Origin of the sequence: Pontiella sp. (assembly GCF_041622395.1) — a bacterium.
In the GTDB taxonomy this organism is placed as follows: Bacteria; Verrucomicrobiota; Kiritimatiellia; order Kiritimatiellales; family Pontiellaceae; genus Pontiella.
Genome location: NZ_JBFJYW010000090.1, coordinates 1 through 12,357, shown reverse-complemented (window position 1 = coordinate 12,357; position 12,357 = coordinate 1). Strand labels below are relative to the sequence as shown.

The window sequence follows — 12,357 nt, the reverse complement described above, 5'->3', positions numbered from 1 at the left end:
GCTCACCATCCTATGGTTCAGCGCCATCGCCTCCGCCATCGTCGACAACATTCCGCTGGTGATGGCGATGATTCCGCTGGTGAAGGGGATCATTCCGGTCTTCGCCCAGCAGATGGGGCTCGACGACCAGGCGCTGATCCATGCGCAGGTGGCCGAGCCGCTGCTCTGGTCGCTCGCGCTCGGCGCCTGTTTCGGCGGCAACGGCACGCTCGTCGGCGCTTCGGCCAACGTCGTGATTGTGCAGGTCGCCAACCGCAACAACTGCAAAATCACGTTCGGTTCGTTCACCAAGTACGGTTTCCCCTTCATGCTCATCAGTTTGGTGGTGGCCAGTGCTTATATTTATCTGAGGTATTTTCTTAAATAGGAGAGCGCCGAAGGTCGATATGTCGAAGGCCGCCAATCTGGCCCTTTGACCTTCGGCCTCAAGACCTTCGACCAAGAAAAAAATGTTCCGCCCAAAACTGTTCACCCTGCTGAAAACCTACAACCGTTCAACACTCGCCGCCGACTGCGCGGCGGGGGTGACGGTCGGGATCATCGCCCTGCCGCTGGCAATGGCCTTTGCGATCGCCAGCGGGTTGCCGCCGGAACGCGGGTTGTTCACCGCGATCGTGGCGGGTTTTCTGATCTCGCTGCTCGGCGGGAGCCGGGTGCAGATCGGCGGGCCGACCGGGGCCTTCGTGGTGATTGTTGCGGGCATCGTGGCCCGGTTCGGCTACGAGGGGCTGGTGTTGTGCATGCTGATGGCGGGCGCACTGCTGATCCTCTTCGGCCTGTGCCGCCTCGGCGGCCTCATCCGTTTCATTCCGTTTCCGGTCACCACGGGCTTCACCGCCGGGATCGCGGTGGTCATTTTTTCCACGCAGATCAAGGATCTGCTCGGTCTGCGAATGGAGGCCGTGCCCTCGGAATTCATTCCCAAATGGATCGACTATTTCCATTCCATGGGAACCTGTTCGCCCGCGGCCGCGGCGCTGGGCATCGGTTCCGTGCTGTTGATTTCCGTGCTGCGGCGGTGGAACCCCCGAATCCCCGCCATGCTGGTCGCCATGCTGGCGGCCACGGCCGCCGCGGCACTTCTCCACCTGGACGTCGAGACGATCGGTAGCCGCTTCGGCGAGTTGCCGCGCATGTTGCCGTCGCCGGCGCTTCCTTCCTTTGCGGCCGCCGACCTCGCCGGCCTGATTCCCGCCGCCTTCACGGTGGCGCTGCTCGCCGCCATCGAGTCGCTGCTTTCGGCCACCGTGGCCGACGGCATGATCGGCGGCAAACACCGCCCCAACACCGAGTTGATCGCGCAGGGCATCGCCAATATCGGAAGCGCCTTTTTCGGCGGCATCCCCGCCACCGGGGCAATCGCCCGCACGGCGGCCAACGTCAAGAGCGGCGCGCGTACGCCGCTGGCCGGGATCATCCACGCCGTTACGCTGGCGCTGATTCTACTGTTGTTCGCCCCGTTGGCGAAAATGGTTCCGCTGGCCGTGCTGGCGGGCATCCTCGTGGTGGTGGCCTGGAACATGAGCGAACGCCAGAACTTTGCCGCCATCCTCAAGGGCCCGCGCAGCGACCGGCTCGTCCTGTTGCTCACCTTCGCGTTGACCGTGCTGGTCGACCTCACCGTCGCCGTCGAAGTCGGCATCGTGCTTTCGGCGCTGCTCTTCATCCGCCGCATGGCGGAGATCGCGAATGTCAGCGTCATCACCGACGCCGTCTGCGGCGACGTCGATTCCGCCGAGGATCCGAACGCGTTTGCGCTGCGCGAGGTGCCGCCGGGCATCGAGGTCTACGAAGTGGAAGGCCCGTTTTTCTTCGGCATGGCCGACACCTTCTGGAACGCGCTCGGGAACCGGCGCAAAAACATACCGGTGCTGATCCTGCGCATTCGCAACGTTCCGGCCATCGATGCCACCGGCTTGCAAAACCTGCGGCAGCTCCACGCCCAGTGCAGAAAGCAAAAGACGCAACTCGTCTTTTCCGGGGTCGCCGCCCAGCCGCGCAAAACGTTTGAACAGTCCGGCTTTATGGCCGAAGTCGGCCCCGCAAACTTCTGCCCCTCCATCGATTCCGCGATCGAGCGGGCAAAGGAAATAACCAAGGAGTAAACCATGCCTAACCGCAAACTCATCAATCAACTCATCCAGCTCCAGGAACTGGCCGTCGCCCGCATCCAGAAAAAAGTGGCCATGCCCAATGCGCCGCTCGATGCGCTCGAAAAGAACATCGCCATGCTGGGCGCCGACCTGCCGCAACGGATCAAAACCCATCTCAACCAGCTCCTCCAGAAGCATCCCGAAGCCGTCGTGCCGATCGTCGACGGCCACTGCACGGGGTGCGGCATGGGACTGAGCAACAGCCTGATCAACGAAGTCCACCATGCGGAGGAGATCCACCGCTGTCTCAACTGCACGCGCTACCTCTACGTCCCCTCCGAGGTGGTCGCCCGCGAGCATGCCTCCCGCAAATACGGTGAAAAACAGCAGATCGGCATTGCCCGCTTTTCCTCCGAGTCGCTGATGGTCATGCCGTTGGAAGGCGACACGCCCGAGGAGGTGCTCGGGCAAATCTGCACCCGCATGCAGGAACAGGGCTTCGTGGAAAACGCCGGACAGTTGCTCGACTTGGCCGTGCAGCGCGAGGCCATCATCAGCACCGCGGTCGATAGCGGCATGGCCTTCCCGCACGTACGCGGCGTGGAGGGCGGCGGCCTGACCATGGCGCTGGGCATCCATAAAAAGGGCATCCATTTCGGCGGGCCCGGGCGGACGCTCACGCGCGTCTTTTTCTTCATGACCATCCCCACCGCCACCAGCGCGTTTTACCTCAAGCTCATCTCCGGCCTGTCGCAGACCTTCCGTGAAAAAGAGGCGCGCGAGGCGCTGCTGGCCGCCGAGAACGAGCAAGACCTCTGGAACATCCTCGTTCGCCAAACCCGCAAGGTGATCAAGTAAGCCTAGTACACAGGAAACCTTAAGCTTTCGGATGATTTTCAACCACCCGCTTCGCTAAAGGACGCAAAGAGAGCAAGGCCGATTCTTCGCGAACCTTGCGGCCTTCTGTTAAATCGGAAATGAGCAGCATCTCCCGTATGTGATGGATCTTTTCCTGCGATCCATCCGTATCTTTAGGATGTTTAATGTACTAGCCCGTGTGGATGATCGCGTAGGACGCGGCCATGGCGGCGCAGTCGATGCCGTCGGAGTGGAGCTTGGCGTGGAGGTCGATGCGGCTGCGGCCGCGCCCGGCGAGCTCGCGGAGGGCGCGCGCGATTTTGTCCGGCCGGACGGTTGCTTCGGCAAAGAGGGCGGCGCGGGCGGCGGCGGTGTAGTCGATCTCGCTCTTGACGATCAACACATCGGCTTCAATGCCTTTTTCCCGCAAGGCGAGGGTGATGGCGGCCCAGCCAGCAAGGCTGAGCATCGAGCAGATGCTGCCGGCGAACGCGGTCCCCTTGTCGTTGACGTTTTTGGCGAAGGGGGCGACGAGCTCCGCGGTTCCTTCTTCGAAGCGGTTGAGCTGGATTCCCAGGGCTTTCGCCGGGGGAATATGGATGAAGGGATCGACGGTCATCCGTCCATTCCGGTGGCGGTGACGCCGAGATCGCGCAGGATGCCGTCCTCGAGCCGGTAGATCCAGCCGTGGACGTGCAGCGGTTGTCCCGTGCGCCAGGCGTTGCGGACCATGGTGGTGGCGCAGACGTTGCCGACCTGCTCGATCACGTTGAGTTCGCAGAGCCGGTCCTTCCGGGCGGTGGCGTCGGCAATGGCATCGAGTTCGCCGCGATGGAGGCGGTAGACGTCCTGGATGTGCCGGAGCCAGTTGTCGATCAGGCCATGGTCGTGATCGTCCAGGGCCGCGCCAACGCCGCCGCAGCCGTAGTGGCCGCAGACGATGATGTGTTTGACCTTCAGCACCTCGACGGCATATTGGATGACCGAGAGGCAGTTGAGGTCGGTGTGCACGACCACGTTGGCAATGTTGCGGTGCACGAAGACGTCGCCGGGGGGGAGATCGATGATCTCGTTGGCGGGCACGCGGCTGTCGGCACAGCCGATCCAGAGATATTCGGGGCTCTGGCGTTTGGAAAGCTGTTCGAAGAAACCGGGCTGTTCCCGTTCGATTTTTTCGGCCCATTTGCGGTTGTTGTCGAAAATACGCTGCAATGATTTCATGGGAGCTCCAAGGTTAGCTGCGGGGTAGGATAGAGAGGTGTCGCAACCGGGTCAAGCCCGGGCGGTATTGCTGCATATGCGGCTTGCTTCCCGCGGGAGAAAGGACAATCGTGCGCGCCATGAATCCCGACGCCCGCCCGCAAAAAAAACACCGCCGCCTTTCCGGCGTGGAAATCCTGTTCGAGGACCGCGACCTGATCGTGATCCACAAAGAGCCCGGCCTGCTCACCAACAGTCCGCATCGCGATGAACCGCGGACGGCGGAGCGTCTGCTGACCTCCTATCTGCGCAAGGGGAACGCCCGTTCGCGGTTGCGGGCCTATACGGTCCATCGCCTGGATCGCGACACCTCCGGCCTGCTCGTTTTTGCCAAAAGCGAACGGGTGCAGCAGCAGTTGAAAAACAGCTGGCGCGACGTCGATAAAACCTACTACGCCGTCGTGCACGGCCATTTGGAGCGGCCCAGCGGACGCATCGTCAACTACTTGGCCGAAAACAAGGAGCAGTTCGTCTATGCCACGACGGATCCGGCCGCGGGAAAAAAGGCGGAGACGCGCTACCGGGAAGCCGCCCGCTCGGGGCAGTGCACCGCCCTGCACGTCGACCTGCTCACCGGCCGCAAAAACCAGATTCGGGTCCATCTGGCCGATCTGGGCCACCCGATCGTCGGCGACCCGAAATACGGGAAGAAGGGCGACCGCTTCCGGCGCATGGCGCTGCATGCCATGCATCTGGAGTTCGACCATCCCTTCAGCCACCGCCGCATGATTTTCGACGATCCCGTCCCGCCGGAACTGCTGGGGCTCACCGCGCCGAAACGGGCGGATCAGTGACCGAGTAGTTTGCGGCGGAAAAGAAAGAACACCGCCCCCAGAATGCAAAGGCCGGCCCAGAGAAAATCCAGCGACGGCTTTTCCTTCATGTAGAGCATGGAAAACGGGACGAAGACGCTCAGGCTGATGACCTCCTGCAGGATTTTAAGCTGGCCGACGTTCATGACCTGATGGCCGATGCGGTTGGCGGGCACCTGCAGCACATATTCGAAAAACGCCAGCCCCCAGCTGGCCAGCACGGCCAGCAACCAAAGTTTGGTCGGCATGTTGCGCAGGTGGGCATACCACGCAAAGGTCATGAAGACGTTGCTGAGGCAGAGCAGCCCGACCGTCGTTAGATATGAATTCATCTCAGTCGATGAAGCGGCGGGTCAGGTCGGCATAGGCGTCGATCCGGCGGTCGCGCAGATAGGGCCACATGCGGCGGACGGTTTCGGAGCGGTTGCGGTCGAGCTCCACAACCAGTTCGGTTTCCGATTCGGTGTCGGCCTGCGCCAGAAACTCGCCCTGGCAGCCCGCCACGAAGCTCGATCCCCAAAAGAGCGCGCCGCCGGGTTCGGTGCCGACGCGGTTGACGCTGAGCACCGGAATGCCGTTGGCGACGGCGTGCGACCGCTGAATCGTGATCCACGCTTCGCGCTGCCGCGCCTGCTCGTCGTTTGCGTCGGCGGGATCCCAGCCGATGGCGGTGGGATAAATCAGCATATCGGCTCCGGCCATGGCCATCAGCCGCGCGGCTTCCGGGTACCATTGGTCCCAGCAAACCAGCACGCCGAGTTTGCCGACGGAGGTTTCGATCGGCGCAAAGCCGAGATCGCCCGGCGTGAAATAAAATTTTTCGTAGTAGCCCGGATCGTCCGGGATGTGCATTTTGCGGTATTTGCCGGCGATCGACCCGTCGGCTTCCAGTACCACGGCGGTGTTGTGGTAAAGGCCCGGCGCGCGCTTTTCGAAGAGCGACGTCACGATCACGATGCCGAGTTCCTTGGCGAGCGCGCCGAAGCGTTCGGTGGAGGGGCCGGGAATGGTTTCGGCCAGATCGAAATGGGCCGGATCTTCCACGTCGCAGAAATAGAGCGAGGTATGCAGCTCCTGCAACACCACCAACTCGGCGCCTTGGGCCGCGCAACGGCGGATCCCCGCCATGCTCTTTTCGATATTCTCTGCGCGGTCGCCCGAACACGACTGCTGCACCAAGCCTGCTTTTATTTTATCCATAACTCCGTTCCCCAAATGGGTTTGATATATGCCCGCAAAGACGCCAAGAAACAAAGGTTTTCGTCGGGCTTCTTGGCCGCTTCGCCGCGGCGCGCTCAGCCAAGAACGCCCGCCGGGATTTGCATGGTGACGCAGTGGAGCGAGCCGTGCTGGCGGATGAGGGTGCGGCAGTCGATGCCGATGATTTCGCGACCGGGGAAGGCGTTGGCGATGACGGCCAGGGCGGCTTCGTCGGCGGGATCGTTGTAGGTGGGGACGAGGACGGCGCCGTTGATGACGAGGTAGTTGGCGTAGGTGGCGGGGAGCCGTTCGCCGTTTTCGTCGTATTGCGCGGCGGGCCAGGGGAGGGGCAGCAGGCGGTAGCCTTCGAACTGCTCCAGCTCGGCTTTCATCGCGTTGAGCGCGGCGTAATGTTCGTCCGCCGGATCGTCGCAGGCGACATAGGCAATGGTTTTGTCGGGGCAGAGACGGGCGAGGGTGTCGATGTGCGAGTCGGTGTCGTCGCCGGCGAGATAGCCGTGGTTGAGCCAGAGGATGGTATGGAGGCCGAGTTCCTTTTTAAGGAGCGCTTCGATTTCCGGTTTGGAGCGGTTCGGGTTGCGGTTGGGGTTGAGCAGGCATGCGGCGGTCGTCAGCAGCGTGCCTTCGCCGTCGGATTCGATGCTGCCGCCTTCGAGGACGAAATCGACGGTGCGCAGCCGCGTTTGGTCGAAGGCGCCGTTGGCGTAGAGTTTCTGGGTGATGGCGTTGTCGAGCGCGGCGGCAAACTTGCCGCCCCAGCCGTTGAAGGTGAAGTCGAGCAGCACCGGCTGGCCGTTTTCTTCGATGGAGATCGGGCCGAAGTCGCGACTCCACGTATCGTTGGAGGGCAGGTTGAAGGCATCGGGCCGGACCAGGACGACGGCTTCGAAGCGGCGGATGGCGGCTTCGATTTCGCTAAACGTCTGCTGCGCGGCTTCGAGACAGCCGGCCCAGTCGGTTTTGGCGTGCGGCCAGGTGAGCAGTACGGCGTCTTGCGGTTCCCATTCGGCGGGTAATCTTTTGGTGGAATTGTTCATGCCGGGAAGAATTTCCAAACCGGGCAAAAAACGCGAGCGCAAAATGTGGACCGGTGCGGTGCTTGTTCGGCGAAACCGCTTCCGGGGCGGACCGGAAAATGAAAAAAGGACGGCCCGGGGGCCGTCCTGGTTCGCGATGCAAAGCGCATGGCGGGGCGTTGGTTATTCAACCATTTTGAGGTTGATCGTATTCGCCGAGGTGTCGCCGGCGGGGATCCGCATGCCCTTGAGGATGTCGGCGCGTTCGGCCTCCATGACGCCGTAGCTGGTGATTTTCAGCTTCTTCGCATATACGGTGGTGTCCCACGTTCCGGTGCCGGGAAGGATGGTCCGTTTGGCTTCGGTAACGATGCGTACCACGAACAGCCCTTCCGCATCCGGATTGGCGTCGAAGATGGCGTTGCAGGCTTCGGCCTGGAGCGAGTCGGTGGGGCTGAAGGATCCCGCGATCCGCGAGTTGAGGGTGTAGTGCTTGGCGCCCTTGAGCGGGAGGCCGAGGAACCGCTTGCCGCTGGCCGTTGCGCTAACGATCTTGTCGTCGATGGTGATGCCGTATTCCGTTGGGCGCGCCAGCAGTTCCGCCTGGCCGACTTCCATGTTCGGATAGGCGGCGACGAGCGGGTTCTTGATGTGCGCGGTGCTGCAGCCGGAGAGGATGCCGGCCGCCGCAACCGCGCCAACCATCAGTAGTTTTTTATGATCCATGGTATTTCCCTTTTCGTAAGTTCTGTCGGTTGGGGTTTAGAAGGTGTAGGTCACAAACAGGCGGCAGTCGGTCGCCTTGGTCGTGTTTTCCGCTTCGCCGATGGCGCCTTTGACGGCGAGGCTCAGGTTGTCCATCAGCGGCTGCTTGATTACGGTGTTGATTTCGTAGCCGTTGCCAAGGCTGCCAGTGCGGCCGTTGTCGGTATAGCTGGCCAGCGCGTAGAGCGAGGTCTTGGTGTTTTCCAGCTGGGTTTTCGCCGTGACGTAATAGGTGTTGGCGCCGGCGTCCCAGTGTCCGCCGCTGATGAGCATCGCGGTGCCGAGCACATGGTTGAAGCCGATGGAGCGCTGGTCGAGCAGGAGCCCGTCGCCATAGACGCCGAAGTAGCCGCCTTCCAGCGTGACCCCGCACAGCTTATGCTCGATCGACAACCCCAGGGCGTCGCCTTCCGAGACCCCGTCGCCGATCGACTTTTCCCGGCGGAAATAGCCCAGAATGGCGGTTTCGCCGTTCAGTTCGTAGCGGCCGCGCCCCCCGAACATGTTCACTTCGTCCCAGACAACCGCGTCGAACAGGGCCAGTTCCAGCTTGTCCATCCCCGTGTAGACCGCCTCGGCCCAAGTGATGCCGTAGTCGCCCAGATCCACGAAATCGTCGCTGTTCCAGCTGCACTGCTCGAAGGCGTGTCCGCCGGCGATCGACCAGTTTTCAATGTCTTTGCTGCCGGCCTCGAGCGCCATGATCGAGCGCGACTTGTTGCGGATTTCATCGGCGCGGAACACTTCGGCATTGTTGATTTTGCGGCCGATGCTCACGGTGGTGTTGGTCAGGCCCACGAGGCCGAAGTTGTAGCGCAGGTAGGCTTCGTTGAGGATCGCGAGTTCGGGGTTTCCCAGGACGGCCGACGTGTTGTTGTCGTAGACCTCTTTGTAGTAGTCGTACTCGAGGCCGACATCGAAGCCGGAAACCTCGGGAGAATCGTAGCTGATGGTGGTGCCGAGGGTGCTTTTGGCGCCGTTGACCCCGGATCCTGAAACGCCGTCGCGGTACATGCTCAGAGACTGCACCTTGCCGGAGAAGGTGCCGTACCCCTTTTCGTTGATGGGTTGGATGATGCTTTCGGCATAGGTTAGCGATGCCGCCATGGCTGCAGTCAGAACGACCGTCGTTTTTCTCATACTTCTCTCCTTGGGTTGCCTGGCCGGTTTCAAACAGCCATTTTGGACATAGTGTTTAAAATGCCGAACTTAATGCAAGCTCTTTGCCGTCTTATCGCAGGGCGCGGGGTGGCCGGCCCAAGCGCGAAGAGGCGGAAAGAACCCGTCGATCGCCGAAGATGGTCCGTTTTTTCCGTCCGTTTCGTTTTTTGTCCGGCGTCTTGTGATTCATGGCGGGGTTGCGGTAGTGTATGCGCTCGAGGTTCATCTTTTATTGGAGTCTGGCGAATGAAGTTTTTACGTGGTTTCTTTATTTTTTTGGGCGTTTTGTTGCTGACGGCATTGCTGGCGGTGGGCATTTCGTATCTCTTCAAGCCGAGCGAAGCCCCGATCTCCGGAGGCATGGGCGCCATCAGTCCGGAGATGGTGGAGCAGGCCCGGCAGGTTTCGGAGCGCGTCGGCCAGCGCATGTCGTGGGTCATGGTGCTCCTTTCCGCGGTGCTGCAGGTGTTTGCCTGGATCGCGGCGCTCTCCAAGACCCGGGGCGTCAAGGCTTCCGGGCGCGATGCGGGGCACACGCTTGAGCTGCTCGATGCCATCGACATCTACTACGACCTGCCGCTCTACTTCGGCCTGCTCGGTTCCGTCGGCAGCTTCATTGTCATCACCCTCTACCCCTCGGCGGGCCTCATGTTTGCCTATGCCTCAACGGCCATGGGCATCATTGTTTCCGTGATCCTGCGCCTGGGCTACCACACTCCGCTGAAACAGGAACTGCTGATGCAAACGGGCGGGGCGGAGTAAAATGCGGCGTTCGATTCTGATCGTGATGCTCGACGTCATGGTGCTGTCGGTGCTGGCGCTGACCGCCCGGCAGCGGGCGGGCGGCGGGGCGGGGAACATTCCGCTACCGGCCGGCGGCATGTCGCGTATGCTCGAAGAGGGCTTGCGGAACGAAACCGCCTACCGCGACCAGATTGCGCGGCTCGAAGCGCAACTGAAAGAGACCACCGCGCTCTCCCGCGCCGCGCTGGAACGGGCCGATTTGGCCGAGGCCAAGTCCGAGCGCGACCGCGCCGCAAACCTGGCGGCGCTCGAAAAGCTTCGGCAGGCCGAACTGGCCGCCGCCGCCGCGCGCTCCGATGCCGAGGTGGCCTCCCGGGAGGCGGAGCTGGTCAACCGCCAGGCGCTATTGGCCAAGCAGCGCACGCTCGAACTCGAACAGAAGGAACGCGAAGCCAAGGAACGCGCCGATGCCGCCTTGGTTCAAATGAAGCTTGCCGAGCAAAAGGCCGCCGAGGCCCAGCGCAAAGCCAAGCTGGCCGAGCAGGCCGGCGCCGGACTGGACTCCGCAGTACTCGCCGCCAAGGAGGACGCGGCGCGCGCCCGGGCCGAACGGGACGTCGCCCAGGAGCAACTCCAGCAACTCAATGCCGCGTTGACTCGCCGCGCGGAAGAACTGGCCGCCGCGAAAACCGAGGCGGCCGAGGCCGCCGCCAAAGCCTCCGTTGCCCTGTCCGAACGCGAACGGCTGGCCGGTAAAAACGAAGAGGTCACCCAAAAACTCGTACAGGCCACGGCCGATGCCGCCGCGCTCGAAGAACGCGGGAAGAGCGACAAAGAGCGCGTCGCCCGCCTCGAAGCCGAAAAACAGGCCGCCGTCGAGGAACTCGGCAAGTCCGTGTGGACGCGGCGCGATGACGCCCTGCGCCGCGTTCGGATCCGTTATACCGAGCGCAAAGCCTCAAACGGCCAGCTTTACCAAACCGATAAGGAACTCGCGATTCCGTTGGTCAAGGTCGGCGGATTCACGGTGGTGCCGGCGGAATTTGACGAGCTTGGGCTAAAAAAATCGTTCTTCGGCGGGCTGTCGGACCGCGTGACCGACGTGAAGGGTGTTGCCGCGCCGATGGTTGGGGAAGGCAAGGCCGGCACCCTGCAGGCCATCATGGTTCCCGCCACCGAGCCGCAGGTTTGCCTGGTTCATGTCGTCGACTCGACCGAAAATGCGCTGGAACCGATCACGATGGAAGGGCTCAAGCAGCGCCGCCTGCGGGTTGCGTCGCTCTTCAGTGCCAAGGACGTGAATGCGTACGGGCTGGTTGAAATCATCCCCATGCTGGGACGCGACTACCTGACGGTCAGGACGGTCAGCGGCCGCCGCCCGGATGTGGGCGACTATCTGTTGACCGACCGCGGCGAGTTCATCGGCATCATGGTCAAGAGCGATGTCTGTCACGTGCTGCCCGCGAAAGTGGCGTCGTCGCCCAAACCGGTGATTATCCCGCTCCGCTCCTACGGCCAGCAGGAAACCTATCTCGGCACCTTTATCGATAACCTGAACCGCGCCCGCGAGCTCCACGACCGCCAGGCCGATGCCCGCGGCTTCTAGCCGATCACCTTTTCAAGGCGAATGTCGAAGATCAGCGCGGCATGGGGGCCGATCTTGTCGCCGGCGCCGCGTTTGCCCCACGCCAGATCCGGCGGGACCACAAAGCGGAACTTGCCGCCTTCCTTCATCAGCGGCAGCCCTTCCTTCAGGCCGTCGATCGCCTCGGCCATCGTGAACGTGTCGGTCTCGGTGCCGTGGTAGGTGTCCTTGATGATCGTGCCGTCGACCAGCAGGATCCGCTGGTTGACCTCCACCGTGCTCCACTCGTCCGGCGACTTGCCCGTGCCCGGTTCCTTGATCGTATACTGCAGCCCGCTGGCCGTCGTAATGACGTCCGGCTTTGAGCGGTTCTTCTTCAGAAAGGCGTCGGTCTCGGCGCGGTTCTGCCCCGCGCCGCCGCGCCCGCGCTTCTTCCCGGCATTCTTGTTGTTGTTCTTTTGTCTGCCCATGGGAGGAGTTAAACACGAAGTCTCTAAGATCGCGAAGGGGAAAATTATATGCGTGACGATCCCGGTAGGGCGGGAGGTTCCACCCCGCCGCCGCGTCCGCATGGTCATCCGCATTGGACCGCGCACCGCTCCGCCGATTGGCTCGGACGGAGCCTCGCCCTCCAAAAAAAACGAGGCGCGATCCCGGATGGAATCACGCCTCACGCCTCAATCGTCACGCCTCAATCGTCACTTTTCACGCACTAGGCGAGAGCGGTGTTGACGATTTCCTTGGCTTCGGCCTGGATTTGGCGGAGGTGTTCGGTGCCGTAGGAGCCGTCGACGACCAAGGCGCCCGCGACCCCCTCCGCGCGCTGGAGAAGATTGGGAGGG

The 12,357-nt window shown here is 62.3% G+C and carries 13 protein-coding genes and 1 pseudogene; 6 read left to right on the top strand and 8 right to left on the bottom strand.

The window, feature by feature from the left end:
• The 3 genes and pseudogenes from ABYO54_RS07085 to ABYO54_RS07075 all read left to right on the top strand — a co-directional run.
• Window positions 1-367: pseudogene (locus ABYO54_RS07085) on the top strand (hypothetical protein); the annotation flags it as partial.
• An 82-nt stretch (window positions 368-449) separates the two neighbouring features.
• On the top strand, window positions 450-2,105 hold the full coding sequence (locus ABYO54_RS07080) for a SulP family inorganic anion transporter (RefSeq protein ID WP_372807547.1): 1,656 nt from the start codon (window positions 450-452) through the stop codon (window positions 2,103-2,105).
• 3 nt (window positions 2,106-2,108) lie between these two features.
• Window positions 2,109-2,951: a PTS sugar transporter subunit IIA gene (locus ABYO54_RS07075; protein WP_372807546.1), complete on the top strand. Its 843-nt coding sequence runs from the start codon at window positions 2,109-2,111 to the stop codon at window positions 2,949-2,951.
• A 190-nt stretch (window positions 2,952-3,141) separates the two neighbouring features.
• Here ABYO54_RS07075 and ABYO54_RS07070 read toward each other — a convergent pair whose 3' ends face one another.
• Both ABYO54_RS07070 and can read right to left on the bottom strand, forming a co-directional pair.
• Entirely contained in the window at window positions 3,142-3,570 is a 429-nt protein-coding gene (locus ABYO54_RS07070; RefSeq protein ID WP_372807545.1) for a YiiD C-terminal domain-containing protein, read from the bottom strand.
• Window positions 3,567-4,172 (bottom strand): carbonate dehydratase, encoded by a 606-nt coding sequence (gene can / locus ABYO54_RS07065; protein ID WP_372807544.1) that lies wholly within the window; start codon window positions 4,170-4,172, stop codon window positions 3,567-3,569. Before can ends, ABYO54_RS07070 begins: the two co-directional genes overlap by 4 nt.
• 119 nt (window positions 4,173-4,291) lie before the next feature.
• On the opposite strand from can, the gene ABYO54_RS07060 reads away from it, so the two are divergent.
• A complete protein-coding gene (locus tag ABYO54_RS07060; protein WP_372807543.1) occupies window positions 4,292-5,005 on the top strand; it encodes an RluA family pseudouridine synthase in 714 nt (237 codons plus the stop codon).
• Here the strand turns inward: ABYO54_RS07060 and ABYO54_RS07055 are convergent.
• From ABYO54_RS07055 to ABYO54_RS07035, 5 genes are all read right to left on the bottom strand, one after another.
• Window positions 4,999-5,355: a DMT family protein gene (locus ABYO54_RS07055; protein ID WP_372807542.1), complete on the bottom strand. Its 357-nt coding sequence runs from the start codon at window positions 5,353-5,355 to the stop codon at window positions 4,999-5,001. The genes ABYO54_RS07060 and ABYO54_RS07055 overlap by 7 nt on opposite strands.
• 1 nt (window position 5,356) lies before the next feature.
• Window positions 5,357-6,223, bottom strand: coding sequence for a carbon-nitrogen hydrolase (locus tag ABYO54_RS07050; protein WP_372807541.1), 867 nt, complete (start codon window positions 6,221-6,223; stop codon window positions 5,357-5,359).
• 95 nt (window positions 6,224-6,318) lie between these two features.
• Window positions 6,319-7,281: an agmatine/peptidylarginine deiminase gene (locus tag ABYO54_RS07045; protein ID WP_372807540.1), complete on the bottom strand. Its 963-nt coding sequence runs from the start codon at window positions 7,279-7,281 to the stop codon at window positions 6,319-6,321.
• 162 nt (window positions 7,282-7,443) lie between these two features.
• A complete protein-coding gene (locus ABYO54_RS07040) occupies window positions 7,444-7,986 on the bottom strand; it encodes a hypothetical protein (protein WP_372807539.1) in 543 nt (180 codons plus the stop codon).
• Between the two features lie 36 nt (window positions 7,987-8,022).
• The gene (locus ABYO54_RS07035) at window positions 8,023-9,165 is read right to left on the bottom strand and encodes a hypothetical protein (RefSeq protein ID WP_372807538.1); all 1,143 of its coding nucleotides are present in this window, start codon (window positions 9,163-9,165) and stop codon (window positions 8,023-8,025) included.
• Between the two features lie 267 nt (window positions 9,166-9,432).
• Here ABYO54_RS07035 and ABYO54_RS07030 point away from each other — a divergent pair, with 267 nt between their 5' ends.
• Together ABYO54_RS07030 and ABYO54_RS07025 are read left to right on the top strand one after the other, a co-directional pair.
• Window positions 9,433-9,948, top strand: a complete 516-nt coding sequence (locus ABYO54_RS07030; protein ID WP_372807537.1) for a hypothetical protein — start codon at window positions 9,433-9,435, stop codon at window positions 9,946-9,948.
• 1 nt (window position 9,949) lies between these two features.
• Window positions 9,950-11,536, top strand: a complete 1,587-nt coding sequence (locus ABYO54_RS07025; protein WP_372807536.1) for a hypothetical protein — start codon at window positions 9,950-9,952, stop codon at window positions 11,534-11,536.
• Here the strand turns inward: ABYO54_RS07025 and ABYO54_RS07020 are convergent.
• On the bottom strand, window positions 11,533-11,985 hold the full coding sequence (locus tag ABYO54_RS07020; RefSeq protein ID WP_372807535.1) for an FKBP-type peptidyl-prolyl cis-trans isomerase: 453 nt from the start codon (window positions 11,983-11,985) through the stop codon (window positions 11,533-11,535). The two genes, ABYO54_RS07025 and ABYO54_RS07020, sit on opposite strands and share 4 nt — an antisense overlap.
• Window positions 11,986-12,357 lie beyond the last annotated feature (372 nt).

Coding starts and splice junctions, on each gene's coding strand:
- ABYO54_RS07055 (WP_372807542.1), bottom strand. CDS start 5,355: ATGAATTCATATCTAACGACGGTCGGGCTGCTCTGCCTCAGCAACGTC.
- ABYO54_RS07045 (WP_372807540.1), bottom strand. CDS start 7,281: ATGAACAATTCCACCAAAAGATTACCCGCCGAATGGGAACCGCAAGAC.
- ABYO54_RS07030 (WP_372807537.1), top strand. CDS start 9,433: ATGAAGTTTTTACGTGGTTTCTTTATTTTTTTGGGCGTTTTGTTGCTG.
- ABYO54_RS07060 (WP_372807543.1), top strand. CDS start 4,292: ATGAATCCCGACGCCCGCCCGCAAAAAAAACACCGCCGCCTTTCCGGC.
- ABYO54_RS07035 (WP_372807538.1), bottom strand. CDS start 9,165: ATGAGAAAAACGACGGTCGTTCTGACTGCAGCCATGGCGGCATCGCTA.
- ABYO54_RS07050 (WP_372807541.1), bottom strand. CDS start 6,223: ATGGATAAAATAAAAGCAGGCTTGGTGCAGCAGTCGTGTTCGGGCGAC.
- ABYO54_RS07025 (WP_372807536.1), top strand. CDS start 9,950: ATGCGGCGTTCGATTCTGATCGTGATGCTCGACGTCATGGTGCTGTCG.
- ABYO54_RS07080 (WP_372807547.1), top strand. CDS start 450: ATGTTCCGCCCAAAACTGTTCACCCTGCTGAAAACCTACAACCGTTCA.
- can (WP_372807544.1), bottom strand. CDS start 4,172: ATGAAATCATTGCAGCGTATTTTCGACAACAACCGCAAATGGGCCGAA.
- ABYO54_RS07075 (WP_372807546.1), top strand. CDS start 2,109: ATGCCTAACCGCAAACTCATCAATCAACTCATCCAGCTCCAGGAACTG.
- ABYO54_RS07070 (WP_372807545.1), bottom strand. CDS start 3,570: ATGACCGTCGATCCCTTCATCCATATTCCCCCGGCGAAAGCCCTGGGA.
- ABYO54_RS07020 (WP_372807535.1), bottom strand. CDS start 11,985: ATGGGCAGACAAAAGAACAACAACAAGAATGCCGGGAAGAAGCGCGGG.
- ABYO54_RS07040 (WP_372807539.1), bottom strand. CDS start 7,986: ATGGATCATAAAAAACTACTGATGGTTGGCGCGGTTGCGGCGGCCGGC.